Genomic DNA, 26,329 nt, shown 5'->3' with positions numbered 1-26,329 from the left:
ATCTCGCTGCCCCGCTCCCATTTCCGTGGTTCCTCGACACGGAGCGTGGTGCGTTGAACGCCTGCCACGGTGGACGTTTTGTCTTATTTATGGCAGCGCTCGACGCACCATGCACAGGCGCACAGCAGCGACGCATACCCGGCGACGATCACTAGCATGCGGGCTTTGCGGCCGCCCGGTCACGTCGAGCGGTAGACACTCCCGGTCACGTTGGGCAGCAGGCTCGGTGCAACCGGATTTAGCGAAGATGTGCCCGGGATGAGTTGATCTCACGTAGTCGACCAACGACACTCATACCAGCATGTCTGAATTACCAGCGTCGTATCGCGACGTCTTCGCGATCCCCGAGTTCCGTCGTCTGTGGTCGGCTCACGCGCTGTCGGTGATAGGCAGCCAGCTGGCGCGGGTCGCGATCACCATCCTCGTCTATGAACGGACCCAATCGGCCGGGCTGACGGCGCTGACATACGCCCTGACATTCCTGCCGGACTTCATCGGCGGCGCCGCCCTCGCCGGACTCGCCGACAGATTCCCGCGTCGCACCGTGATGGTCATAACCGACATCTGCCGTGCCGCGCTTGTTGCGCTCATGGCGGTTCCCGGCGCACCGCTGGCCGTCCAAGCCGGCCTGCTCTTCCTGGTGCAGCTCGTCGCGGCTCCGTTCGCGACGTCACGACACGCGATCCTGGCCGACATTTTGACCGGCGACCGGCTGACAGTGGGCCTAGGATCCATCTCGATCACGTCGCAGGCTGGCGTCGCGATCGGTTTCGGTGCTGGGGCCGCACTCGTCGCTCAGTTGGGTGTGCCGACCGCTCTGCTCCTCAACGCAACCACCTTTCTCGCGTCGGCGATCATCATTCGCCACGGCATCAGCCACTACCGTCCCTTACCACCAACAGACGGCGAGCCGACTGCCGGGCAGTGGGACACGATCAAAGCAGGCTGGAGTGTCGTTGTTCATAGCGCCCGGCTGCGAACACTGCTGGCCATCGCCTGCTGTGCAGGTTTCTACGCGGTGCCGGAAGGCCTGGCCGTCCCCTTCGCCGATCAACTCGGCGAAGGCACCGCCGCCGTCGGTTGGCTGTTAGCCGCCAACCCCGTCGGCACGGTCCTGGGCATGGCGCTACTCCGAATCATGCCGCCGGACCGGCGCATCACCCTCCTCGGCCCGATGGCCGTGGCCAGCAGCCTGATCTTGCTACCCACCGGCTGGGTTCCCGGACTGGCCGTGACCGTGCTGTTGTGGACGTTGAGCGGAGTGTTCTCCGCTCATGACATCGTCACCCAGGCGACCTACGTTCGGATCGTCCCGGCGCATAGGCGCGGTCAGGCGATCGGTGTGGCCATCGCCGCCCTGCGGGCCGCGCAAGGAATCGGCATCGTCGCCGCCGGGCTCCTGGCTCAGCTGTTGACACCGGCACTCATCATCGCCGGCGCGGCTGTGCTCGGAACCGTCGTAACGACGATCGCGGCGCTGCGGTGGGTCCGGGCGTCCTCGTCCCACCCCGACTACCCGCCAGGGACAAAGACCTCCGGTTAGTCCACCTACCGTCGGCGCCGGTCGGTTCTTATCAGGCGCCCGCCATGCCCGTCCTGTTCACCCAGAGCAGCCTGCTCGGATACACCACTCAGTCCCAACTGTTCGCACGCATCGCGCACCTCCTCCCACAACGCCACAAACCAACCGACCAACCACCATCAGTCCCAACTGTTCGCACGCATCGCACACCTCCTCCCACAACACCGCAAACCAACCGACCAACCACCATCAGTCCCAACTGTTCGCACGCATCGCACACCTCCTCCCACAACACCAGGACCCGAGACGGGGCGACACAGATCGTGATGACGACCCGACCTGTCGAAGAACACGTGGGACTCGGCCCTCGCATGCATGAAACCCCCCGTTCATCGGGTGTCGCGAACGGATCATCGCCTGACGGCAACCGTTCTTATTGTCCATATTCGCGGAAGATTGTTGGGCTACGATGTGTCGAGGCGGGCTAGGAGTGCGTGGGAGTCCACCCAGAGGAGTTAGGCACACGTGTGATTCGACGACCATGGCGATGGATTCGGGGCTGGGCTCTCTGGCGTGTCCCCAAGCCCGTCCTCGCCCTGATCCTCACCGTGAACGCCGTCGCGTTGGTCGTCACTGCCCAGACCGCCGGCATGGTGGATATCAACTCGAGTGACCTCGGCCGATTCAGCCTGCTGGCCGGATGCGCATGGGCTGCCATCGAGGTCACCCGGCGCGTCGAGAACCGTCGCTCGTTTGCGCACCGACCGCTAGTGGCGTACGTCGACTCGACCTCGGTTTGGATCATTGCTGCGGTCATCGTGCTGCCTCCCGCCCTGGCGGCCGCCATCGTCATCTTCACACGGTTCCTCATGTGGACTCGAGTGAAGAACAGGAAAGCGGTCCCCTACCGGCAGATCTACTCCACAGCCGCGACACTACTGGGTGCGCAGGCAGCCATTCTGGTCCTCGCCACCGGCGTGCAGACGTATCCAGGTCTTCCTGGCGGGATCATGGATGTTGCCTTGATCGTCGTCGCGGCTGGCCTGAACTGGGCCGTCAACTTTGGTTTGATCTGGGCAGCGCTGGCCCTGTTCAATCCCACAGCTCGGGTGAGCGACCTCCTCAGCGACTTCAACGAGCAGATCTTGGAGGCCGGTGCCGCGGCACTCGGGATGCTGGTAGCCGTAGCTATTGTCGCCAGCCCGCTGGTCTTGCCGACCGTCATCGTCGTCATGATCGCACTCCACCGCGGCCTGCTGGTCAGCCAGTACGAACACGCGGCCCGCATCGATTCCAAGACGGGCTTGGCCACTGCTGGACGATGGCATGAGTTCGCCGAAGAAATGGTGGCACGCGCCCGCCATCATCAGAACCCCCTCGGCCTTCTCGTGATCGACTTGGATCACTTCAAATCCATCAACGACACCTACGGCCATCCGTTCGGCGACGACGTACTACGCGCGGTGGCCGACGAACTCCGCAGCGAGGTCCGCGAGCTGGATGCCTGCGGTAGGTGGGGCGGCGAAGAGTTCACCGTCGTACTCCCCGACATCGACACCGAGGAGAACGTGCACCGGGTCGCGGAACGCATCCGCCTGCGAATTCAATCCATCGCATTAGAAGCTAAAACGGGCGACGGAGGGCACACACCGGTGAGCCTTAGCGCATCGGTCGGAGGGGTCCTGTACAAGCCCGACGACACGACGACGCTGGACGAACTCATCCTGGCCGCCGACTCGGCCCTCTACGACGCCAAGAACCTAGGACGAAATACCGTCTGCTTGCGCAGCATCGTCCCAACGGACAATTCACGGTCGGTCGCGGATAATCCGCCGCCTCGCCGAGCCGACGCAGACACGTAGGTGGCAGCCACCCGTGCCGCAACGCGGCGGCCCCGCAACACCGGGCCCGGCAAAGCACTGGCTGGCGAGGCGATGGGTGGCAACGGGCCGGCAAGGCGATGGCCAACGATGCAGCCGCTCGATCCTTAGATAGGGTTACATCGGACCGCAGCACGACGGGGTGATGCGCTGCCACAGTCTTGAGTGTGCGGAAAGGTCGATACCATGCCTGAACAGCCGATTCGTAAGGTTGCAATGCTCACCGCCGGTGGGCTAGCACCGTGCCTGTCCTCAGCCGTCGGTGGGCTGATCGAACGTTATACGGAGATCGCCCCCGACGTAGAAATCATCGGCTACCTCGACGGCTACGCCGGGCTGCTCACCGGAAACTCCGTCACCGTCACCCCGGAAATCCGCGCCACCGCCCACCGGCTGCACCGGTTTGGTGGAAGCCCCATCGGCAACAGCCGGGTCAAGTTGACCAACGTGGCCGACGCGGTCAAACGGGGCCTCGTCGCCGAGGGCCAAGACCCCCTCCACGTCGCCGCCGAACAACTGACCAAGGACGGCGTCGACGTCCTACACACCATCGGCGGTGACGACACGAACACCATGGCCGCCGAACTCGCCGCGTACCTGAAGTCCAACAACTACCGGTTGACTGTCGTCGGGCTGCCCAAGACGGTCGACAACGACATCATCCCCGTTCGGCAGAGCCTCGGCGCGTGGACCGCCGCGGAACAGGGCGCCCTGTTCGCCCGCAACGTCATCGCCGAACACTCCTCCAACCCGCGCATGCTCGTCATCCACGAGGTTATGGGTAGGAACTGCGGCTGGCTCACCGCCGCCACCGCCCGGGCCTACCGACGCTGGCTCGCCACCCAGGAATGGGCGCCCGAGATCGGCCTCGACCCGCGCCGTTGGGACGTTCACGCGGTTTACGTGCCCGAACTCGAACTCGACATCGCCGCCGAGGCCGGTCGGCTGCGCACCATCATGGACCAGGTCGGCTGCGTCAACATCTTCCTGTCCGAAGGTGCCGGCCTGGACGAGGTCGTCGCCGAGCTGGAAAACGCCGGCGCCGAGGTCCCCCGCGACCCGTTCGGCCACGTCAGGCTGGACGACGTCAACCCCGGCCAATGGTTCGCCAAACAGTTCGCCGAGCGGCTGGGCGCAGAGAAGGTCAACGTGCAAAAGAGCGGCTACTTCAGCCGCTCCGCCGCAGCAAACACCGACGACCTTCGGTTGATCAAGAGCTGCACCGATTACGCCGTTGAATGCGCATTGCGTCAAGAGGATGGCCTGATCGGACATGACGAGGAGCATGGCGGCAAGCTGCGCGCGATCGAATTCGAGCGGGTCAAGGGCGGCAAGGCGTTCGACCCGGCGACACCATGGTTCGCCGACCTACTCAGCGCCATCAACCAGCCCACCTGACGCACCACGTTTGACCGCACCTGATCGTTTCCGTGGGGACGATCAGGTGCGCGAACGGCGGTGTGCGGCGCGGTGTGGTGCATCTGATCGCGTTTCAGAGTACGGACGCGTCGATGATCAGATGCATGGCAAACGTGTGCGGTAGCGAGGCGTGCATCTGATCGTCAGAGCGCCCCCATCCTCGGCTAACCGCAACAAGCTTCCTCACGGCACGGTGCTGTGTGCAGTAAGCCTCCTTGTGGTCGCTCTGGCGACAGTAAGCGTCCTTGTGCCTGGGGCGGATGCCGCAGTAAGCCTCCTTGTGGCCGCCCGGACGGCGACGTGCTTCCCTTTGCCGTGAGGACCGTGCCGCCCTGTCCCGGACTTCGCTACCGCCAGATGGGGTTAAGGGCCGAATTCGGGCTTTAACGCCATCTGGCGGTAGCGAAGTGCGCGAAGGCGCACCGGGATCTGACGCTCATCCGGCCCACCATCACCACTTGTGCACCTGATCGCCACCGCGGTAACGATCAGGTGCAGAAACGGAGATCAGGTGCACAAACGGAGATCAGGTGCACAACTAGGGGGTGTTGAGGAACTCGCTGAGGAGCGGGCCAGCGGTCTGCGACCCAGACTCGCCATCCTCGACGAACACGGCGACCGCGAAGTCTCCCTGCGTAGCGATCATCCACGCGTGGGTGTCCGGAGGCACCTCGGTCCCGTATTCCGCCGTGCCGGTCTTAGCGCCGACCGGCTCGCCCGGAACACTCTGCAAGAACGATGCGCTCCCGCGCTCCACGGCGGCGGACATCATCTGCCGCAGCTGCTCGGCTTCGTCATCGGTCAACGGGGTCGGCGGATCGGCCTCGACCGCGTCACCACGGTCCACCAGGCGCGGAACCACCGCGTGCCCTGCTTCCACCGACGCTGCCACCGTCGCCATCCCCAGCGGAGAAGTGAGCAGCTGCCCCTGTCCGATCATCGAGGCCGCATGCATCGTTCCATCAGCTTCGTCGGGCACCGTACCGAGAAACACCGGCACCCCCACCTCGGCCTCGTTGCCCAGTCCAAGTCCCAGCGATGCTGCCGCCTCAGCCAGGGCCGACTGTGGTACTTCGGCGTTGAGGTCGATGAACGCGGTATTACACGACTCCGCGACGGCGGTCTCCAACGTGATGGTGCCTAGAGCACTAGCCGGGTAGGCACTGTAGTTCCCGAACTCCCGGCCGTCGATGTTCGTGGTCGGTGGACACTCGACGGAGGTGTCCGGCGTCAGCCCGGACCGCAGCAATGCCAGCGCGGTGGCCACCTTGAAGGTCGAACCGGGTGCGTATTGCCCGAGCGTCGCTGTGGAGTAACCTTCGCCGCCGGGTCCACTCGCGGCCGCGAGCACGTGACCAGTCGACGGCTGAACAGCGACGATAGCGCTCGCCGGCGCTACGTCGGCCAGCACGGCCTCTGCGTGGGCCTGCAGTTCCATGCTGAGGGTGGTCGTGAGATCCGCACCGTCGACGGCCGGGCGCTCATGAATCGTCGACGGGTCCCCGTCCTCCGGCACGAGCTCAACCTTGAATCCCGGGGTGCCGCGCAACTGTTCGTCGTAGTGACGCTGCAACCCAGACAGGCCCACGATGTCACCGGTCCGGACTCTGCCGTCCGACTCCTCGATGATCTCGGCGGTGGCCTCTCCCGCAGCGCCGAGAACGGGTCGCGCGAACTCCCGGGTGGGTGCTAGGTGCATGGTGTCCTGCAACGCGACGGCACCGTCGATGGCGGCGATGTCGGACAGCAGTGGCTCGGCGTCGGGCCGCCGGAGCGTGACGGCATCAACGAACGCTCGATCGCCTGCGGCTGCCACTCGCTCGCTGAGCCCGGTGGGGTCGACATCGACGACATCGGCGAGCGCTTCGGCGGACGCGGCCATGTCGGCGCCCGTGGCGCCCTCGTCAAACGTGGTCTTGTCGATCCCGATCCGGTAGACATCACGTTCGGTGACCAGCACGGCGCCGCCGGCACCGAGGATGTCGCCACGACCGGGAGTCTGCCTCCGCAGCCGCAAACGGTCACCAGCGCTCAAATCGGGATGCAGGAGCGCCGGCGACCAGTCGGTCTGCCAACTCTGTTCGTCGCCATCGCCGACCAGTGTCCATCGAGTCGTCGTTGTGTACGACCATTCGCCGGTGTCGCTACCGTCCCCGTCAGCACCATCATCGGCACCGTCGTCGTCGGCACCCGCGTCGTCGCCATCGTCGTCGGCACCCGCGTCGTCGTCGGCACCCGTGCCACCACCGCCCGGGCCACCTGCCAGCTGCCAGGTGATGGAGTAGGTGGCGACCCAGCCGTCGCCGTTCTCGTCGTCCGGCGTCAAGGCACGCAACTCAACTGATCTCGCCGTGTCGCCCATGCCGTCGACGATCTGCTCGATCTGGGCTTCGACGTCCTCGGCCGACGCGTCGGCGAGGGCAACGGCCCCGAACTCGCCGGACGCCAGCGCTTCCGCCAGCGCTTCGGCGGCAGGGTCTGGCTCGGGGGTGTCGTCACCACTACACGACACCAGTAGGAGCCCCGCGCTCACGATGCCCGCGGCTACTCGACCGCGGGTTCCTCGCGCCCCCCTCGACGCGGCTTTGCGATCCGAGTTCACGACCCGCTGTTCCTCTCTGGTTGCTGGTGTTCTGTTGCTGGGCCGGGTGCGGCGGCCGGTGAACGGCCGATCCGTGTCGGGCCAGCGCCCACCGCGGCGAGTGCGACGTCGGTCGCCTCGCCCCATGCCGACGGTACCGCGTGCTTCGTACCGACCGAGGACGTCCTCCCCTCGGTCGGTTCCCCTTGGCGCATCATGGCCACGACGACAACACGCCCCCCGGCAGCATGTCCAATACGAATATCGACCCTAAAGATGACGGGTTCAGATATCGTTGCAGCTTGTGGACCTCATCAGGCATCTTCAGTATTTCGCCGCCGTGGCCCATGAGCGACATTTCGGGCGCGCCGCGCAACGGCTCGGCATCCGGCAGCCACCGCTTTCACAGGGGCTGAAGCGCCTGGAAGCGCATCTGGGGGTCCGGCTCTGCGACCGAGACAGCCAGGGTGTCAGTCTGACGACGGCGGGCCTCAAGCTGCTGCCGGCCGCACACCGGGTGCTCGACGAGGTGGAACAGTTGCGTCTGCTGGCTCGCCGCCAGGAGACGCCGTCCCGTCCCCGCATCGCGGTCCGGGTCGCTCCCGGGCTAGGCACCAGCCACTACGCAACCCTCGTCGCGGCGTGTCACCGAGCCGTGCCCGATGCCGAGATCGACATCACCGAGCAATCGTCCGCGGACCAGGTCCAGGATCTTCTCGCCGGGCGGGCCGAACTCGGCGTCCTGCGCGAACCCGTGGTCGCCCGGGACGTCACGCTCGGACCTCACGTGCGAGTCACCCTGTACGGCCTGGTGCCGAGTGGACACCCTGGTGCCGCCTCCGGGCGCGTCAAACTACGCGATCTCGCCGGCTATCACCTGGTGCTCCCGCCGCGTGTGCAGGCTCCGGCCGCGTTCGACGAGATCGTCGCCGTCTGCGAACGGCACGGATTTCTGCCGGAGTCCATCCAGCACGTGCCCGACGATCGGCTGAGCTACGGCCTGGTCGCCTCCGGCACACACGTGGGCTTCACCACCGACGATCCGCGCCGAACCACCAGCCACTCCAGCGGAGTCTCCATCGTCACGATCGACGACGAGCCATTGACGCTCGGGCTACGCCTGGCCTGGGCGACAGATCTGCCGCAGCCCACCGATCGTCTCCCACCGGTGATCGTCGCCGCGTTGACCGGCCTCGACGTGGCGGCCGCCGGCCACGATGCGACGGCTCACCGCCTCCCGGCAGCGTCTGAGCTACCGCCGCCTCCCCTATACCAGCCGCCCGGCACACCACGCGGATGGCAGGAATGACCGACACCGAGCAGAGAATCCTGCGCTGCTTCGACGACGCCGGCGTCTTCGGTCACGTCCACGCCGTAGCTCTGCATGACCGGCATCGTGAGATCGGCGTGCGCGCGGACGAACCTGTCGTGCTGGCATCGGTGTTCAAACTGCCCCTCGCCCTGGCTTATGCCCGGATGGTCGACTCCGGCGAGCTCTCCGCAACCGACGCCGTGGAGCTTGTCCCTGGTATTCGCACACCGGGTGCGACGGGCGTCGCGGCCATGGCCGATCCGGTGACCATGTCCTGGCGGGACGCCGTGCGGTCGATGATGACGGTCAGTGACAACGCCGCGGCCGACGCCATCCTCGACGTCGTGGGGGTGGATCGAGTCGCCGCCACCCTCCGGGACCTCGGGCTCACGTCCACCCGGGTGCCCGGCGGAACTCGCGACCTCTACGCGACCCTGGTCGAGGAGTTCGGGTGTACGTCGGTCAACGAGGCCATCACCCAGCTGCAAGCCGTCACCTCGCTCGCCGAACTAGCGGCGTTCGACGCCGCCGACCCGCGCAACAACGTCAGCACCTGCCGGGAGATGACCCGGCTGCTCAGCGCCATCTGGACGGACCGCGCCGCCTCCGCTCAGCAGTGTGCGTTCATCCGGTCGGTGATGTCGCAACAGGTCTGGACCCAGCGGCTGGCCGCGGCGTTCCCGTTCGACGACGTCGTGGTGTCCGGGAAGACGGGCACGTTCGTCGCCCTCAGGCACGAGGTGGGCGTCGTCGAATACCCGAACGGCGAGTCTTATGCCGTGGCCGTGCTCACCATGTCCGCTCGGGCTCGACTGATCTTGCCGGCCGCTGACGACGCTATCGCCCAGGCGGCGAGGCTGGCGGTGGCGTCGCTGCGGTGACGGGTATTGTCGGTGACGTGCGGAGCAGGGCCAACCGGATGCGCCACACGATGGTGCGCGTATTCGTCCTTGGCCTGCTCATGCTGGGCATCGTCGCCATGCATCACCTTGGCGGCCCGGCGTCGTCCGATAGCGCGGAGGCGTCCACCAGTACGGTGGCGGCGGCGAACCACTCCCTCGCCCACGCCGGGCACGCCGCCGGCCAACATTCCGCGCCGACACATCAGGTGGACATCGAGGGTTCGGACGCCGCGGGCGCCAGCCATTCCGGTGCCGACCACGACGCCTCGCATCACCTCTTGCACCTGTGTTTGGCGGTACTGACGGCTGCGGTACTGGCCGTCGGGCTGTGGCTGTTGGTGGCCCGGGTACGGATGTGGTCGATACCAAGGCCCGGGACGCTTATTCGTCAGGGCATTCCCCGCCCACCGCCACGTCGTAGGCACGGTTTCGTCCTTCTCTTGTCTCTCTGTGTGATCCGGGTTTAGAGGTCACGCGGCCGGTCCATCAACGTCAGCGCGTCGTGCCTGACGTCGAGCCCGCCGCCACCGACCGCCCAGTCGTCACCAGACAGACCACACCAGAGAAACTAGAGGACACATCATGCGTAACCCCATACATCACCGTTCGCCCGGCCGCTCCACGAAAGCCGTCCTTCACGTTGCCGGCGCACTTCTCGTCGCTACTGTGCTCGTCTCCTGCGGCGGCGACGACACCGACGACGGCGCTGGCGACGCGGCGTTCAACGCTGCCGACGTCACGTTCGCTCAAGGGATGATTCCCCATCACGCCCAAGCCATCGAGATGTCGGCTCTCGTGCCCGAACGCAGCACCACCCCAGAGGTCCAGGCTCTAGCCGAAGACATCGAAGCCGCCCAGCAGCCTGAGATCGACCTGATGTCGGAGATGCTGGAGGCCTGGGGCGAGGACGTCCCAGCCGCCGACGGGGACGACGGTCATGCTGGTCACGGCAGCGAGGACGGCATGGCCGGAATGATGAGCGACGACGACATGGCCGCTCTCGAGGACTCCTCCGGCACCGAGTTCGATCAGATGTGGCTGACCATGATGATCGACCACCATGAGGGCGCCATCACCATGTCGGACGTGGTCCTCTCCGATGGGGCCGACCCCGACGTCGCGGACCTCGCCGAGGAGATCATCGAGGTTCAGCAGACGGAGATCGACCAGATGAGGGACCTGCTCGAGAAGGTGTCACGGTGACCTCGCGGTGGCGGTTGGGGAAGGCGATCGCGGCCATGCTGGCCATCGGGCTTCTCGCGGCGGGATGCGGGGGCGACGACGATGGCCCGGCCGTGGCCGACGATCACGGTCCTGGGGCACCGGCTGAATCACCGGACGCTGACGAGGTCGCGCCCGCCTTCGGGCATATCCATGGGCTCGGCGTCATCGACGACGTCGTGTACGTCGCTACCCACTTTGGGCTCTTCGCCGTCGATGGTGGTGAGGTGTCCCGGGTCAGCGACGACGACCACGATTTTATGGGGTTCACCGTCGTCGACGACACCACCTTCCTGGCCAGCGGGCACCCCAACAGCCGAACCGACCTGCCCGGGAACCTTGGCCTGCTCCGCAGCCCGGATCGGGGCCGGACGTGGGAGAACGTCGCTCTGTCCGGGGAGGTCGACTTCCATGCGCTGGACACCAGCAACGGTGTGATCTTCGGGTTCGACAGCACGTCCGGGGAGCTGATGACCAGCGACGACGGCGAGCTCTGGGAACATCTCGGGCAACACTGGATGGCGGACCTCGCCATCAGTCCGGACGACCCGTCGACACTCGCCATCACCACCGAAGCCGGCTTGATGATCAGTGAGGACGCCGGCGCCACGTTCGACGTGCTCGACGAGGCTCCGTCGATCATGTTCGTGGAGTGGACGGACGGTGGCGACCTGTACGGGGTCGGCCCGGACGGCGCGGTGTACAGCGGTGGTGACGACGGCCGTACGTGGGACGAGCGCGCTCGGCTCGGTGCCCGCCCGCAAGCCCTAGCGGTGAGCGCCGACGGCGACGTGTACGTGGCGTTGGAGGACTCGTTGCTCAGGTCGACCGATGCGGGCGCGTCGTTCTCCGAAGTCCACACCTGGTGATCGTTAACCGGATCCGGTCGCTGCGCCAACCTAAAACACCTGGTCGCGGGTTGGCGCAGCGACCGGATCACGGCAACGATCACGGAGGGTGATGGAAGGTCCGCGTATCGCAGCGGAGCGCCGCCGTGTAGGGTCGAATTACATGTGCGGACTCTCCGGCGAGTACACGTTCGACGGCCGCCCGGCTGACCTCGCGGCCGTGGCCCAGATGTGCGACGCGATGGTGGCGCGTGGACCCGACGATTACGGGGCGTACGCCCACGGCTCACTTGCCCTCGGCCATCGGCGGCTGTCCATCATCGACCTCTCGCCCCACGGGCACCAGCCCATGGTCGACTCCGAACTCGGCTTGACCATCGCCTTCAACGGCTGCATCTACAACTACAAGGAACTCCGCGACGAGCTGACCGGCCACGGCTACCGGTTCTTCTCCACATCGGACACCGAGGTCATCGCCAAGGCTTACCACCATTGGGGCGAGCACTTCGTCGAACACTTCATGGGTATGTTCGCCCTGGCCATCCACGAACGCGACTCGGGCCGCCTGGTCCTGGCGCGCGACCGCCTCGGCATCAAGCCGCTGTACTACACCGAGCAAGGCGACCGGATCCGGTTCGCCAGCAGCCTGCCGGCCCTAGTGCGCGCCGGCGACGTCGACACCAGCATCGATCCCGTAGCCCTGCACCACTACCTGTCGTGGCACGCCGTCGTCCCCGCGCCCTACACCATCCTCAAGGGTGTCCGGAAGCTGCCACCCGCCACGGTCCGCGTCGTCGAGTCCGACGGCACCAGCCGCGATCGGGTGTTCTGGGACCTCGACGCCACCCGCGACCCCCACAAGGCCGGGTGGAGCGACACCGACTGGGAAGAAGCCGTCCTGGAGTCGCTGCGGGTCGCGGTGCGCCGCCGGCTCGTGGCCGACGTCCCCGTGGGCGTGTTGCTCTCCGGAGGCCTCGACTCCAGCCTCGTCGTCGGCCTACTGGCACAAGAAGGCCAGACCGGGCTCAACACGTTCAGCATCGGCTTCGAGACCGTCGGCGGTGAGGAAGGCGACGAGTTCAAATACTCCGACGTCATCGCCCGCGAGTTCGCCACCGAACATCACCAGATCCGGATCGGCACCGAACGGATGCTGCCGGCGCTGGACGACGCGATCCGCGCCATGAGTGAGCCGATGGTCAGCCACGACGCGGTCGCCTTCTTCCTCCTCAGCCAGGAAGTCAGCAAACACGTGAAGGTGGTGCAGTCCGGACAGGGCGCCGACGAGGTGTTCGCCGGCTACCACTGGTACCCGCCGCTGGCCGGGGTAGACCGCGCCGACGCCGTCGACATCTACGCGCAGGCGTTCTTCGACCGCGACCACGACGCCATGCGTGACGTCGTCCGCCCCGAACACCTCGCCGGCTCGCCGGTCAGCCTCGAATACGTCACCGACCACATGCGTCGTCCCAATGCCGAAACCGCCGTCGACGCCGCGCTTCGCCTCGACACCCAGGTGATGCTCGTCGACGACCCCGTCAAACGGGTCGACAACATGACCATGGCCTGGGGCCTGGAAGCCCGGGTGCCGTTCCTCGACCACGAACTCGTGGAGCTGGCCGCACAGTGTCCGCCCGAGCTCAAGCTGGCCCAGGAGGGTAAAGGTGTGCTCAAGGAGGCCGGCCGCCGGGTGCTCCCCCATGAGGTCATCGACCGGCCCAAGGGATACTTCCCGGTACCGGCGCTCAAATACCTGCGTGGCCCGTACCTCGATCGAGTACGGGACGCCCTGCACTCCCCCGCCGCACGCTCCCGCGGGCTGTTCCATGACACCTACGTCGACCATTTGCTGGCCGATCCCAACGCCGAGCTGACGCCGCTGCGCGGCAACCGGCTGTGGCAACTCGGCCTGCTCGAGATGTGGCTACAAACGCACCTGGGCGAGACGGGCACCACCCGGTGACCGACGCCCGGCGCCGAGGAGGCAGCGAGCCACGCCGGCCGCTGTGGAGCCGACCGTGGCAGGAGACGCCGGAACACCTCGTACGCGACATGCGCCGCGACGTCGCGATGGACTGCGGGTGGGGACGGCTGCTGTTCGCTCAGACCTTCGACGACGACGACGCGCTCATCCACCTGCTCCGGGCGGAGGAGGAAGGCCGCCGCGACATCGCCATGTACGTGCCGGACCCGCATGTGCTGGTGTCCCGCGCCCCGGACGAGCTGTTCATCGATCCATCGATGACGTACCGACTGGAGCTGCACCGGTACCGGCCCCGACGCGAGCTGATCCCGGGTGTGGTGGTCAGCACGATGTCCGACGCCAGTGATGCCGACGAGGTCAACCGCATCTACGCCGCGCGTCACATGGTGCCGGCCGACCCGGAGCTGATGTGGTCGAACCAGCGCACTCGCACCTTCACATACCTGATCGCGAAGGACGAACGCACCGGCGCGGTGATCGGCACGGTCACCGGTATCGACCACGAACTCGCCTTCGACGACCCCGACCGCGGGGCCAGCCTGTGGTGCCTGGCCGTCGACCCGCAGACCCCTGTCCCAGGCGTGGGCGAAGCGTTGGTCCGGGTGCTCGCCGAGCGGTACATCGGCCGTGGGCGGGATCATCTCGACCTGTCGGTGATGCACGACAACGATCCGGCCATCCGGCTGTACAAGAAGCTGGGTTTTCGACGGGTGCCGGTCTTCGCGGTCAAACGCAAGAACATCATCAACGAGCCGCTGTTCGTCCCAGAACCCGAGGCTGACCTCGTCGAGCTGAACCCCTATGCGACGATCATCGCCGACGAAGCACGCCGGCGGGGGATTCTCGTAGAGGTCCTCGACCCCGGCTGGGGCGAGATGCGCCTGGTCCACGGCGGCCGGAAGATCGTCGCCCGGGAGTCGCTGTCGGAGCTGACCACCGCCGTCGCGATGAGCCGCTGCGACGACAAACGGGTGACCAGGCGGATCTTCGACGAGGCCGGCCTGCGGGTGGCCCGGGGTCGCACTGCTGGTGAAGACCACGCGAACGTCGCATTTCTCGATGAGGTCGGCGAGGTAGTGGTCAAACCCGCCCGTGGCGAGCAAGGCCGAGGGATCACGGTGGGCGTCACGGACCCCGAGGCCCTGAGCCGAGCCATCGACCTCGCACACACCTACTGTCCCGACGTGTTGCTCGAAGAGTGTGTCGAGGGTGAGGACCTGCGCATCGTCGTGATTGGACACCAGGTGGTCGCCGCGGCGGTCCGTCGCCCACCCATCGTCGTCGGCAACGGCCGGCACACCGTCGCCCATCTCGTCGAACGGCATAGCCGGCGCCGGGCGGCCGCCACTGGCGGCGAGTCCACCATTCCCATGGACGACGTCACCGCCGACACCGTGCGGGCGGCCGGGTATGACATGGACGACGTCCTCCCCGACGGGGTGTCGCTGCGGGTACGCCGCACGGCCAACCTGCACACCGGCGGCACCATCCACGACGTCACTGCGCAACTGCATCCGCACCTGGCCGAGGCGGCGGTGACCGCCAGCCGAGCCATCGACATCCCGGTCACCGGCCTCGACATGCTCGTTCCGGCCGTCGATCAGCCCGAGTACGTCTTGGTCGAGGCCAATGAACGGCCCGGCCTGGCCAACCACGAACCGCAGCCGACCGCCGCCCGCTTCGTGGACCTGCTGTTCCCGGAGACCCGCTCCGCGCATCGAGCCTGGGAGCCGGCACCCGCGCCGGGTACATCCGACTGAGAGCTGGCTCCGCAACCCCGGCGAGAAACGGCGACCGCGAGCGCTCGTCGATGCACATTGCCACCGTGGCTTATGCCCCGGCCCGACCTGAATTGTCGACAGAGGGCGGTGTTAAACTCGCCCGCCTCGTGATCGACCTCAGGAGTTCATACCTATGAAGACAACCTTCCGAGCGCTCGTGGCGGTGGCCCTGCTGGGCGGCTTCTACCTGCTGGTGGCGCTCATCGTCGTCGGGGCCGTCGTCCTCGACATCGCCGTCATCCAACGCGGTGGTGACGGGCTCCAGGCGGCGGTCATCCTGACCCTGGCCGCCCTGGCGCTCATCCGCGCCTTGATCGTCGTATCCATACAGCAGTCCGGCGAGCCGCCCGGCATCGAAGTGACACCGGACGACGAGCCCGTGCTCTGGCAAACCGTCAACGAACTAGCCGAGCAGGTTCAAACCGCACCACCGGACGAGATCCGCATCGTCGGTGACGTCAACGCGGCCGTCAGCGAAGACACCAAATTCCTCGGGCTGAAGGCGACCCGGCGGCGTATGTACATCGGGATGCCCCTCCTGACCACCATGACCGTCGACGAGATGCGTTCCATCCTCGGGCACGAACTCGGCCACTACAGCGGTTCGCACACCCGTCTAGGCGCTCCGGTCTACCGGGGCCGCACGTCGCTGATAGCCACGGTCCAGGGCCTCGAGAAACACCCATTCGTCCGGCGGATCTTCGTCGGCTACGCCAAGTTCTTCTTCCGGGTGTCGCAGTCGGTGTCCCGTCGCCAGGAACTCGAAGCCGACCAGCATTCGGTGACCATCGCCGGGCGTGCGGCAGCGTCGAGCGCCCTACGCAAGGTCCACGGGCTCGCTCCCGCCTGGGACTACTTCATCGAGAACTACGCCCGCCTGATCGGCCCCGCAAACGCCCGCCCAGCCGACATGTTCGGCGGATTCCACTCGCTGGTCAGCGATCCCGTGCGGCAGCGAGAAATGGCCGCGATGATCTCCGAACAGGGCGGGCACTCGCCCTACGACTCCCACCCGTCGCTGCCCGACCGGCTGGCGAACATCGAACGTCAACCCGATCAGCCGATCACCCCGGACGAGCGCCCCGCCATCATGTTGCTCCGCGACCCAAGTACGGCGACACAGACCGCCACCACCTGGTTCCTGAGCGAAGAAGCGCTCGCCATGCCCGCGGTGTCGTGGGAAGACATCGTCGCCCGTGGCATGTACGTGGTGAGCAACCGCAACCCCGCGGCCGACCTCGCGATCCTCGGGCAACGGCTACTCGGCGCGGCTCAGCCGACCCTGGACGCCGCGTTCGAGGTGATGCTGCGTGGACAGGCCGAAGAGCTACGCACGGCGCTAGTGCAGGTTGAAGGCTGGCCGGACGACCCGCGACTGCTCGACCACCTCATCGCCCGCGCACTCGAGGCAGCGTTGATCGAGCACGGTTCGGCCTATTGGGCGCTGTCGTGGTCGTCGTCGCCGCGGTTGCTCGACACCAACGGCAACGAGATCAAGCTCGACGAGTTCGCCGCTTCCATCGTCGCCGACCCTGGCTCCCAGATACCCGCGGTGCGCGACTGGCTGGCCCGGAGCGGCATCGGGGTCGACTACGTGCCGTCCTTCGCGCTGGACCCGGCCCGGCCGTCCGCCCCCGTCCCCGAGACCACCACCTAACCCCTCTCGTTCCCCCCACTCTTTGCCGGTTGTCAGGCCGGACAACTCGTTCACCAGCAACGGTGTGCGTGTCCGGCCTGACAACCCCTCCACCGACAGGTGGCGGCACGTCCGCCTTGGCGCCCGGTCAGTCAGCACCCACCTGGTACGTGAGCAACGCCATTCCACTGTTGAATGTGCGGCTAGTCTTCAGCTCGAACCGCTGAGGCTCGAATTCTCCATCGAACAGCGGGATCCCTTTCCCCGCGACGACCGGATAGAGCTTGACCACCAGAACATCGATCTCGGATCGAAGGGCCGCTGCGAGCTGGCCCCCGCCACACAGCCAGATGTCCAAGCCGTCCTGCCGCTTGAGGTCTCGAACCTTGTCGACCGGATCCGTGGACACGAGTTCGACGGTCGGATCCGGGCTGCTGGTCATGGTGCGTGAGAACAGGAGATTGCGCAGGTGGGGATAGGCGTTGGTGATGCCTTCCCGGAGGCCTACCTCGTAGGTGCTACGTCCTTTCAGCACGGTATCGATGGTCCTGTTGGGTACGTTCACTCCGAGCGCGTCGCGGAAGTGCCCCGGTATGGTCTCGGGGTACTCCGCTATGAGTGCCTCGATGTGGTCACCTTCGAGCGGGAAGAAATCGAACGATCCGTCCGGACCGGCGATGTAACCGTCGATGCTGGATCCGACGTAGTAGACGAGCTTTCGCATGTGCCACCTCTGCTTCCAGCCGGAGAACGGCCCCCGCCTGCCCCGGTGATCATTGGCTTTTGACTACCGGATCCGGTAGTCAAAAGCCAATGATCACCGGGGCAGGCGGGGGCTGTCCATCCTGGCGGGCTGTCCACGCGCGACCCGTGTCAAGCTTGGCGTATGGACCGCTTCGAGATCGACGAAGAATACCTGCGCGACGTGCTCATGGAGCTGCTGCGCACCCCGAGCCCGTCCGGCCGCACCGACGCCGTCATGCAGATCATCGGCGACCGCCTCGCCGAACTCGGGCTTCCCGTACAGCTGACCCGCCGCGGGGTACTACGAGCCACCCTGGCCGGAGAATCCGACGAGACCAGCCGGGCGGTTGTTGTTCACGCGGACACCATCGGCTGCATGGTCAAGCGGCTCAAGAGCAACGGTCGTCTCGAAGTAGTACCCATCGGCACCCACAGCGCGCGCTTCGCCGAAGGCGCTCACGTCACGGTCTTCATCGACGATCTCACCCGCATCTACACCGGAACCGTGCTGCCGCTGAAGTCCAGCGGGCACAACTTCGGCGACTCCGTCGACACCCAAGGGGTTGGTTGGCACCAGGTGGAGATCAGGCTCGACGAGCCGGTCGAGAGCCGGGCCGACGTCGCCGAACTGGGCATCGAGGTCGGAGACTTCGTCGCCCTCGACGCCGCACCGCAGATCACCCCCAACGGGTACATCAAGTCGCGGCACCTGGACGACAAAGCCGGTGTCGCCGCGTGTTTGGCCGCGGTGAAAGCGCTGGCCGATCGCGGTCTAGCCTTGCCGGTCACCGCCTACCTGCTCGTGACCATCGGCGAGGAGGTCGGCATGGGCGCCACCCACGGCCTCGACGACCGCGTCGCCGAACTCGTCGCCGTCGACAACGCCGTCGTCAGCGCGGGCCAAGAGTCCCGAGAAGACACCGTCAACGTGGGCATGCTCGACTCCACCGGCCCGTTCGACTACCACCTCACCCGTCGGCTCATCAGCCTGTGCGAGGAGAACGGCCTGCCCTACCGGCGCGACGTCTACCGCTTCTACCGCTCCGACGCCGCACCCGCCATCGAGTCCGGCATGGAGTGCCGCACCGCCCTGATCGGCTTCGGCGTGGAGTCCAGCCACGGCCACGAGCGCACCCACATCGACGGCGTACGCCGCATCGCCGAACTGCTCACCATCTACCTGTCCAGCCCGCTCACCTTCTCCGAGTGGGACGAAGGCCCGACGGGCAGCCTCGAGGACTTCCCAAGCCACAGTGTCCAGCCCGCCGAGCCGGAGCCCGAGCACACCCCCGGCCGACACGGCTGAGACCGGCCGCACCACCCGCACGGCCATGGCGGGGCTCGCCCCCGCCTGCCCATTTGGCATGCGGGTGGCCGCACCGGCATACCTGCTGACGGCCATCCCGAGATTCTGAGGAGACCGACGCTGGCCAAGTTAACAACGGCCGTGATGGTTCCTAGCCCGCAGCGACCAGGAATGGCGATCTCGGGCCGCCAATCGCGGGTCACAGCCGCATTGGGTGCCCGGTCGTAAAGAGACCCTTCGCAATTGGGGTGCAGTTGGGGTCTGACAATGTGATGTTCTTTTGGGGCATCGTGGCTCGGGCAGGTCGAGTGACATCGCGGGATACCGCACCTAATTGGCACTGTTCCTTGTGACGGTGGAGGGTTTTCGGTGTGACAGTGGAAGGTAGTACTCGCTATAGCAAGGAGACCCCTCCACCGTCGCGCCGAAAACCCTCCACCGATCGGCATCACGGCCGCAGCGAGGAATATCTCCCCATTCAGGGCCCTGCCGCAACAGAGCCTGGTCGCAATGACCAGGAATGGCCTGGCGCCAAGGCCAATCGCGCAAGCATGCGAGAGCCACAATGGAGCCTGGTCGCAATGACCAGGAATGGCCCGGCGTGCCGGCACGAGTGCGATACAAGATCAGACCCGCCGCAATGGAGCCTGGTCGTAATGACCAGGAATGGCGGTGAAACAGCGCCCACGTCTCGCGGTCCGCCAGCTCGCCGCAATGGAGCCTGGTCGTAGTGACCAGGAATGGATGTCTTGGTCCGTCGGATCCGCTCGTGGTCCTGGCAGCCGCAATGGAGCCTGGTCGTAATGACCAGGAATGGCCCGGCGTGCCGGCACGAGTGCGATACAAGATCAGACCCGCCGCAATGGAGCCTGGTCGTAATGACCAGGAATGGCCCGCCGTTGATACACCTGATCGCCCCAGGGAAGACGAGCCGCAATGGAGCCTGGTCGTAATGACCAGGAATGGCTCCTCGATGGCGAGCAGCGCCAGGGCTGACATATTGCCGCAATGGAGCCTGGTCGTAATGACCAGGAATGGAATCGACGCGTTCCTCACCCGCCGCGACGGCATCCCCGCCGCAATGGAGCCTGGTCGTAATGACCAGGAATGGTTCCGCGGCGTCCCGACCACGGAGTCGTACCTGATGCCGCAATGGAGCCTGGTCGTAATGACCAGGAATGGTCGATCATCCGACGAGCACCCCCGTGTACGGCTGCATGCCGCAATGGAGCCTGGTCGTAATGACCAGGAATGGCCGCCGAAGAGGCTGCGTTCGCCATCTCGCGGATGTCGCCGCAATGGAGCCTGGTCGTAATGACCAGGAATGGAAGGACGGCGGCTACCTGGTCGAGGACCGCTCCATGCCGCAATGGAGCCTGGTCGTAATGACCAGGAATGGGCCAGCCACCACTGAGGCAAGGTGCCGGATCGACTTCGGCCGCAATGGAGCCTGGTCGTAATGACCAGGAATGGGGCACGACGCGGTCCGACCTGCTTCGCGCTGGCGCCGCCGCAATGGAGCCTGGTCGTAATGACCAGGAATGGATCGGCGCTACCGCACAGGCAGCACACGCCAGCGGCGTGCCGCAATGGAGCCTGGTCGTAATGACCAGGAATGGCGACTCGTTTCTGGACCTTCTCTGCTACTCGGCTATTGGCCGCAATGGAGCCTGGTCGTAATGACCAGGAATGGCGCGCCGTTCTTTCTCACCGGGAGGTGACCGCCGTGCCGCAATGGAGCCTGGTCGTAATGACCAGGAATGGCGTACGACCATCGTTCCGGTGGATGGCGCTTGGCCCGCCGCAATGGAGCCTGGTCGTAATGACCAGGAATGGCACCCTGCCCTGCAAGCATCCCTGGAGGCTGCCGTGCCGCCGCAATGGAGCCTGGTCGTAATGACCAGGAATGGTCGAAGCCAAGGTGAGGCAGCCCGCATGAGCTGGGATCGGCCGCAATGGAGCCTGGTCGTAATGACCAGGAATGGCACCTCGCCTGCCGCAACTGCTGGTACCGACTCCCGACGCCGCAATGGAGCCTGGTCGTAATGACCAGGAATGGCGTGTTAGCAAATGGACAATGGAACCGACCCTGTGAATGGCCGCAATGGAGCCTGGTCGTAATGACCAGGAATGGCGGCGGGCTCAATGACGGGTAGCGCATCGACGGGCGGCCGCAATGGAGCCTGGTCGTAATGACCAGGAATGGCACAAAACCGTCGATGACAACCGGTGCACCATCGATGTGCCGCAATGGAGCCTGACCAGGAATGGGCGCCCGCTGGCTGATGCTGCCACCTCTGGCCCATCGCGCCGCAATGGAGCCTGGTCGTAATGACCAGGAATGGGCTTGGGCACCATGAGCAAACAATCCGCCGCCGAAGCTGCCGCAATGGAGCCTGGTCGTAATGACCAGGAATGGCGAGACACCGGGTTCAACCTTGAATCAGTCAGGATGCCGCAATGGAGCCTGGTCGTAATGACCAGGAATGGCGGCCGCCTCGGGGACCCAGTCGTTCGGCGGGATCCCGGCCGCAATGGAGCCTGGTCGTAATGACCAGGAATGGGGCGGCCGGCGTGCACCCGGTCATCGCCGGCGGCTCCGCCGCAATGGAGCCTGGTCGTAATGACCAGGAATGGTCGACAAATCCAATTACGCAAAAACCTACCTACCCTTTGGCCGCAATGGAGCCTGGTCGTAATGACCAGGAATGGCGTGCAGCCGGTAGTGAGGTCCTACGCGTTCACGAGTGCCGCAATGGAGCCTGGTCGTAATGACCAGGAATGGCCAGGCGGTGCCGCATCGTGTCCACGCCGACACCGGCGTGGCCGCAATGGAGCCTGGTCGTAATGACCAGGAATGGTGGGGGTTGTAGCTCAGTGGCAGGGCTTCGGGAATCCAGCCGCAATGGAGCCTGGTCGTAATGACCAGGAATGGGCCACGACTATAGCCATGACCGCCGTGCCATACGCCCGCCGCAATGGAGCCTGGTCGTAATGACCAGGAATGGGGGCGACATCAAGGACCCTGAGCGGTGGATGGAACGGCCGCAATGGAGCCTGGTCGTAATGACCAGGAATGGTTTCCGGAAGCTGCTAAACGCTGTACTGTTCTTTCCGCCGCAATGGAGCCTGGTCGTAATGACCAGGAATGGTGATCTCTCCTACTGTCTCGTTTCTAGCCTGCCTAGCCGCAATGGAGCCTGGTCGTAATGACCAGGAATGGCTGCCGACGCGCCGAGCGTCATACCGTGCCGTTATTGCCGCAATGGAGCCTGGTCGTAATGACCAGGAATGGTCGAACGCCCAAAGGGAACGAGAAAGCTATTTAGGCCGCAATGGAGCCTGGTCGTAATGACCAGGAATGGTTCTCGGCCTCCTGACGCCAGACAGACACTTCCAGGCCGCAATGGAGCCTGGTCGTAATGACCAGGAATGGCGCCGTCGAGCGAAGTGGAGTCGGAGATCACCCCGAGCGCCGCAATGGAGCCTGGTCGTAATGACCAGGAATGGCATACCGGCAGACTTACGGACCGTCTCGGCCCAAGCTTGCCGCAATGGAGCCTGGTCGTAATGACCAGGAATGGCTAGCGCGCCTAGGATGGACTCAAATGGAGCTGTCGCCGCAATGGAGCCTGGTCGTAATGACCAGGAATGGAGCTCCTGAGATTCTAGCCGTCTGACCTGGGCGAATGGAAGCCTGCGCGAGCGACGGGTTTGACCTCGCCTTCGAGGCTCGGGGTTGACCTCGGTTTCGGCGTGGACCTTGCTGTTGACCTGCGTGCGAGCACCTCCCAGGGAGGGAGTCGACGACCCACCGCTCGCACGGAAGTGTCACACGATTGTCGGGCCTGTCGATGGCAGGGTCCGGGGCCTGCCGAGGGTTCGCACCTCGGCTGCCGCTTCGACCGATCCTAGGTCTATTGTCACGACGGAATCCTCGCCGAGATGAACGACCTCCAGCACATCCCGGTTCCAGCGGGTGAATTCCATGCCGGACAGGTCGCATAGGAAGACCGAGTATTGCAGGCGCTGGCCATACGCTTCCATGACTTTGATGACCCGGCGTAGACGTTTCGGGTCGCTGATGTCGTAGGCGATGAGGTAGCGGCGGCGGCTCACGGTGTCACCTGGTGGTCATCGGCACGTAGTCGGGTAGCTCACCGATCATGACCGCGGCCATGATCCTGGCCTGCACGTCGATGACCCGCCGATAGCTGATCTTGTAACCAAACGTCGGGTGAGTGACGGTCTGGTCAAGGCGGCGTTCGTAGGCCCGTAGCACGGTACGCCGACCGTTCTGAGTCAGCGTCACGCCCCGGCCGCGGATGATGAAGTCGTGCGAGTCGACCTCGCCGTTGTTCAACAGCCCGATCACGACCGAGTCCGCGATGAGCGGTCGGAACTCCTCGGCGAGGTCCAAGGCCAGCGACGGTCGTCCGAACCGGGGACGGTGCAGCACGCCGATGAATGGGTCGAGCCCGACACCAAGACATACTGCGACGATGTCCTTGAGTAGCAGCGCGTAGGCGTAGCTCAGGAGGCAGTTCACCGGGTCCGTTGGAGGTCTGCGGGTCCTGCCGTCGCGGTCGAAGCCGCTGGCGAGGTGGCTGCGCGCGGGCGCCACCATCGTCGTGAGCTCACCGAAGTAGATCCGCGCCGCTGTCCCTTCGATGCCGAGAAGTTCAGGTATCGACGTCGCGCGTTCAGCCTGCGAGTAGAGGCGTCCCAACGCTTCGACCACCGATGACACGTCACCGCGGGAGTTGCGTCGGAGCAAGGTGCGGCAGTTGCGGATCTTCCCGGCGATCATTCGGCAAGCGATTCCGAGCCCACCCTGGCCATGCACAATCACCTGCCGACGTCGGAGCTCGACGTAGCGCGACGGTTCACCTTGTGCCCAGCCACGCAGCCAGCCTCCATAGCTGAACCACAGAACGGGGACGCCGTGTGTCCATAGTCGGCTCAGAGCCTCGGAGGACACCTGGACATGACCGAACAGGCACAGTTGAGCAACATCGATGAGGCGAACGTCGGCGAGCTTTTCCTTCGCCTTCGTGACCACCAACCGGCCGCCCTTCACGCCGACGAAGGCTCCCTGCTCCGTGACATAAAGCGGGCGGTGATCAGGATCCCTGGGGGTAATCCGCCGCGGGGGTGTCTCGGCACGTTCCAACAGTGCGTTGGTCTCGTCCGGCAGGCACAGCCCGACGAGTGAGCAGCGTGGGCATTTCGGACTGCTCACTAGAGGCAGCGGAGGCTTGACCTGGTTGGCTACCTCGCGTGCCGCGCTGACCAGGTCGTGGACTTCGTCGTAGTCGGCGTCCGTGACAGGCACGACGATGCGCTGATTCGTCTCGGCGTAGTAGACGATGGCGTGATCGACGTCGTATCCAGCGGCGGACAGCAACACCGCTTGCACCATCACCTGGGCACGGTCGGTGGGCCATGGTTCACCCTCTGGAGTGGGCCGCCCTTTCTTGAAGTCGACCGGGATGACGCCGGCGTCACCGGCGTCAATCCGATCGATGACGGCGATCAGGCCGAGGTCTCGGTTTTCGACGCGAAACGACCGCACCTGTTTCAGCAGCTCAACAGCTTCGGGAGGCGGCATGTGGCCGCCCGGTTCATCAACCACCCTGTGGGTGAACCTGCCGGCCTCGGTGTCGTCGTTATCCGCCCACCTGGTATCCACCCATTCGAAGTAGAACAGCCGCGGGCAGTAGACGAATTCGTTGAGCATGCGCGCTGGCAACAACTCAGGTATCGCCTCGGTGCCCGCGTTCATGACGAATCCACCTTGAACAATCCCAGCCCGAAATGAGCCAGCCTGCCAAGAACAACCGGACCTGGCACTGGCTGAGCGAATTCGATCCGCAGCCACGTCGGGGTTGGTACATGTGTCCCCGGCTCGTACGGCCGCCGTGGTGCGACTCTGACGCCGGGTCCCCGAAGGAGCGTCACTTGTGCGTCTGCGGGGAGATGCTCACGGTAGGCCAGCTCCCTGATCAAACGACGACGGAGAAACTCCTGCCACTCCCCCTTGCGATGTCCGGTCGGTACGAATGGCGTCGCCGACACCCACGATGAACTTTCGCCCGCATACTCCGGCAGCACCTGCTGAACGGTCCCGAAACTGGAGAGACGGACCGCGATGGCCGCTTCTGGCCTACCCCCGTCGTGAGGGCGCCACAAACGCCGCACTCCGGAGAGGCGTTGGAGAACGTCGTCGCTGCCGTTGGTCGCGTTCGGCAGCCACACGGCCAGCTCACCGACCCTGTGCCGCTCGTCGGGAAGCGCGAGGTAGTGGGGATGGTTGTGCCCGTGCAGTGGTTGCCCGTGCGGGTCCTTGCCTGCGAACCACCAGTACGCCGGATGCTGATCGGAGAACTTGTTCAGTACTGTCTGCCGCAGTAGGTGCGTCAACGTCACCATGTCGTTCAGGGCGGGGAGCACCCGGTTGAGCACCGAGAAACGCACGGCCTGAACCGGACCGACAGCCGGTCGTGCGGTTCTCGCCGGGATCGCGTGCTCGACAGGCTTGAGATATCCAACGAACCGGGTTCCCGACGGAAAAAGCAGCCGGCCGGCCCGCACGTCAACCGGTCGATCCGTCAACGCTTCGACGTCCAGCGGCAGCGACGGACACAGGAGCCGGATCACGCTCGTTGACGACGGCACCGACTCTCCGACGTCTACCGGCCCGGACGCGACCGCATCGGCCGGCGGCGTCCAGTTCTCCACCACCCGGGCTTCGCACACACTGTCCGCCCGACCGAGGTACGGCAACGACGAGGCGAGCCGCTCGAACGCCTTGTGCTGCTCGGGTTCAAGGTCGAACGGCCACCGGATGCCGAGTTCGGCGTTGTGGGCGAACACCGCGAAGGCGTCCAACGTCCGGTCGACGCTTGGGGTACTCCCCGTGCGGTGCTGGCTGTCCGGGTAGTAGTGCCGTGTGTGCGCCAGCCGGAACGGCGGCACGAAGTAGGTTGGAGGCTCGGCGAGCCGTCCGAACAACCCGATCACCGTGGGCGCGTCGAGGTCGGGCGCGCGAGTCTTCCAGACCGCGTACAGCGCGCGAAGCAGACGCCATGGCGACGGCGGCAACTCGACCGACCCTTCGTTGACATGGCGTCCCCATGGCGTCGCGTGATAGCGCCCCATGACGAACGAGACCACCAGAGTGGTAGCCATGT

General features: G+C 65.5%; 17 protein-coding genes and 2 CRISPR repeat arrays. Of the genes, 12 read left to right on the top strand and 5 right to left on the bottom strand.

All coding sequences use genetic code 11. The annotated features are described in order from the left end of the window. The first annotated feature begins 301 nt into the window (after positions 1-301). The 3 genes from G8760_RS23645 (at position 302) to G8760_RS23635 (ending at position 4,800) form a co-directional block, all read left to right on the top strand. Positions 302-1,543, top strand: a complete 1,242-nt coding sequence (locus G8760_RS23645) for an MFS transporter (protein WP_166355304.1) — start codon at positions 302-304, stop codon at positions 1,541-1,543. Between the two features lie 506 nt (positions 1,544-2,049). Next, complete coding sequence (locus tag G8760_RS23640; RefSeq protein ID WP_166355303.1) at positions 2,050-3,384, top strand: GGDEF domain-containing protein; 1,335 nt, start codon at positions 2,050-2,052, stop codon at positions 3,382-3,384. Between the two features lie 204 nt (positions 3,385-3,588). Then, positions 3,589-4,800 carry a pyrophosphate--fructose-6-phosphate 1-phosphotransferase gene (locus tag G8760_RS23635; protein ID WP_166355302.1) on the top strand — a complete coding sequence of 404 codons (1,212 nt, stop codon included), beginning with the start codon at positions 3,589-3,591 and terminating at the stop codon, positions 4,798-4,800. Between the two features lie 559 nt (positions 4,801-5,359). Here the strand turns inward: G8760_RS23635 and G8760_RS23630 are convergent. Next, positions 5,360-7,423 (bottom strand): penicillin-binding transpeptidase domain-containing protein, encoded by a 2,064-nt coding sequence (locus G8760_RS23630; protein ID WP_207782655.1) that lies wholly within the window; start codon positions 7,421-7,423, stop codon positions 5,360-5,362. A 283-nt stretch (positions 7,424-7,706) separates the two neighbouring features. On the opposite strand from G8760_RS23630, the gene G8760_RS23625 reads away from it, so the two are divergent. The 8 genes from G8760_RS23625 to G8760_RS23590 all read left to right on the top strand — a co-directional run bounded on the left by G8760_RS23625 (position 7,707) and on the right by G8760_RS23590 (position 17,107). Beyond that, positions 7,707-8,711, top strand: coding sequence for a LysR family transcriptional regulator (locus G8760_RS23625; RefSeq protein WP_166355300.1), 1,005 nt, complete (start codon positions 7,707-7,709; stop codon positions 8,709-8,711). Next, positions 8,708-9,595 (top strand): serine hydrolase, encoded by an 888-nt coding sequence (locus tag G8760_RS23620; RefSeq protein WP_166355299.1) that lies wholly within the window; start codon positions 8,708-8,710, stop codon positions 9,593-9,595. The genes G8760_RS23625 and G8760_RS23620 overlap by 4 nt, the downstream gene beginning before the upstream one ends. Positions 9,596-9,612: 17 nt before the next feature. Then, positions 9,613-10,083, top strand: coding sequence for a hypothetical protein (locus tag G8760_RS23615; RefSeq protein ID WP_166355298.1), 471 nt, complete (start codon positions 9,613-9,615; stop codon positions 10,081-10,083). 115 nt (positions 10,084-10,198) lie between these two features. Next, complete coding sequence (locus G8760_RS23610; RefSeq protein ID WP_166355297.1) at positions 10,199-10,819, top strand: DUF305 domain-containing protein; 621 nt, start codon at positions 10,199-10,201, stop codon at positions 10,817-10,819. Further along, complete coding sequence (locus G8760_RS23605; protein ID WP_166355296.1) at positions 10,816-11,706, top strand: F510_1955 family glycosylhydrolase; 891 nt, start codon at positions 10,816-10,818, stop codon at positions 11,704-11,706. Before G8760_RS23610 ends, G8760_RS23605 begins: the two co-directional genes overlap by 4 nt. A gap of 142 nt (positions 11,707-11,848) precedes the next feature. Beyond that, positions 11,849-13,648: an N-acetylglutaminylglutamine amidotransferase gene (locus G8760_RS23600; RefSeq protein WP_166355295.1), complete on the top strand. Its 1,800-nt coding sequence runs from the start codon at positions 11,849-11,851 to the stop codon at positions 13,646-13,648. A 41-nt stretch (positions 13,649-13,689) separates the two neighbouring features. After that, entirely contained in the window at positions 13,690-15,429 is a 1,740-nt protein-coding gene (ngg, locus tag G8760_RS23595) for an N-acetylglutaminylglutamine synthetase (RefSeq protein ID WP_343074456.1), read from the top strand. A gap of 154 nt (positions 15,430-15,583) precedes the next feature. Then, positions 15,584-17,107: a M48 family metallopeptidase gene (locus G8760_RS23590; protein WP_166355294.1), complete on the top strand. Its 1,524-nt coding sequence runs from the start codon at positions 15,584-15,586 to the stop codon at positions 17,105-17,107. 127 nt (positions 17,108-17,234) lie between these two features. Here the strand turns inward: G8760_RS23590 and G8760_RS23585 are convergent, their stop codons facing one another. After that, a complete protein-coding gene (locus tag G8760_RS23585; RefSeq protein WP_166355293.1) occupies positions 17,235-17,810 on the bottom strand; it encodes a dihydrofolate reductase family protein in 576 nt (191 codons plus the stop codon). Positions 17,811-17,972: 162 nt separating this feature from the next. On the opposite strand from G8760_RS23585, the gene G8760_RS23580 reads away from it, so the two are divergent. Beyond that, a complete protein-coding gene (locus G8760_RS23580) occupies positions 17,973-19,136 on the top strand; it encodes an osmoprotectant NAGGN system M42 family peptidase (protein ID WP_166355292.1) in 1,164 nt (387 codons plus the stop codon). Between the two features lie 488 nt (positions 19,137-19,624). Further along, positions 19,625-21,342: direct repeats of the CRISPR family, unit length 36 nt; unit sequence GCCGCAATGGAGCCTGGTCGTAATGACCAGGAATGG. A gap of 102 nt (positions 21,343-21,444) precedes the next feature. Further along, a CRISPR array of direct repeats spans positions 21,445-22,791; the repeat unit is 36 nt; unit sequence GCCGCAATGGAGCCTGGTCGTAATGACCAGGAATGG. A gap of 176 nt (positions 22,792-22,967) precedes the next feature. Here G8760_RS23580 and cas2 read toward each other — a convergent pair. The 3 genes from cas2 to csb2 are packed head-to-tail and all read right to left on the bottom strand — an operon-like array spanning position 22,968 to position 26,327. Further along, a complete protein-coding gene (gene cas2, locus G8760_RS23575; RefSeq protein ID WP_166355291.1) occupies positions 22,968-23,255 on the bottom strand; it encodes a CRISPR-associated endonuclease Cas2 in 288 nt (95 codons plus the stop codon). Positions 23,256-23,259: 4 nt separating this feature from the next. Then, entirely contained in the window at positions 23,260-24,921 is a 1,662-nt protein-coding gene (cas4g/cas1g, locus tag G8760_RS23570) for a CRISPR-associated endonuclease Cas4g/Cas1g (RefSeq protein ID WP_166355290.1), read from the bottom strand. Next, on the bottom strand, positions 24,918-26,327 hold the full coding sequence (gene csb2 / locus G8760_RS23565) for a type I-G CRISPR-associated protein Csb2 (protein WP_166355289.1): 1,410 nt from the start codon (positions 26,325-26,327) through the stop codon (positions 24,918-24,920). The genes cas4g/cas1g and csb2 overlap by 4 nt, the downstream gene beginning before the upstream one ends. Positions 26,328-26,329: the final 2 nt, after the last annotated feature.

This window comes from Phytoactinopolyspora limicola, from assembly GCF_011320225.1.
Classification (GTDB): domain Bacteria; phylum Actinomycetota; class Actinomycetes; order Jiangellales; family Jiangellaceae; genus Phytoactinopolyspora; species Phytoactinopolyspora limicola.
The sequence above is the reverse complement of the archived record's forward strand: the minus strand, read 5'-3'. Positions and strand labels throughout refer to the sequence as shown.

Coding starts and splice junctions, on each gene's coding strand:
- G8760_RS23590 (WP_166355294.1), top strand. CDS start 15,584: ATGAAGACAACCTTCCGAGCGCTCGTGGCGGTGGCCCTGCTGGGCGGC.
- G8760_RS23645 (WP_166355304.1), top strand. CDS start 302: ATGTCTGAATTACCAGCGTCGTATCGCGACGTCTTCGCGATCCCCGAG.
- G8760_RS23635 (WP_166355302.1), top strand. CDS start 3,589: ATGCCTGAACAGCCGATTCGTAAGGTTGCAATGCTCACCGCCGGTGGG.
- G8760_RS23580 (WP_166355292.1), top strand. CDS start 17,973: ATGGACCGCTTCGAGATCGACGAAGAATACCTGCGCGACGTGCTCATG.
- G8760_RS23600 (WP_166355295.1), top strand. CDS start 11,849: ATGTGCGGACTCTCCGGCGAGTACACGTTCGACGGCCGCCCGGCTGAC.
- csb2 (WP_166355289.1), bottom strand. CDS start 26,327: ATGGCTACCACTCTGGTGGTCTCGTTCGTCATGGGGCGCTATCACGCG.
- G8760_RS23610 (WP_166355297.1), top strand. CDS start 10,199: ATGCGTAACCCCATACATCACCGTTCGCCCGGCCGCTCCACGAAAGCC.
- G8760_RS23620 (WP_166355299.1), top strand. CDS start 8,708: ATGACCGACACCGAGCAGAGAATCCTGCGCTGCTTCGACGACGCCGGC.
- G8760_RS23585 (WP_166355293.1), bottom strand. CDS start 17,810: ATGCGAAAGCTCGTCTACTACGTCGGATCCAGCATCGACGGTTACATC.
- cas4g/cas1g (WP_166355290.1), bottom strand. CDS start 24,921: ATGAACGCGGGCACCGAGGCGATACCTGAGTTGTTGCCAGCGCGCATG.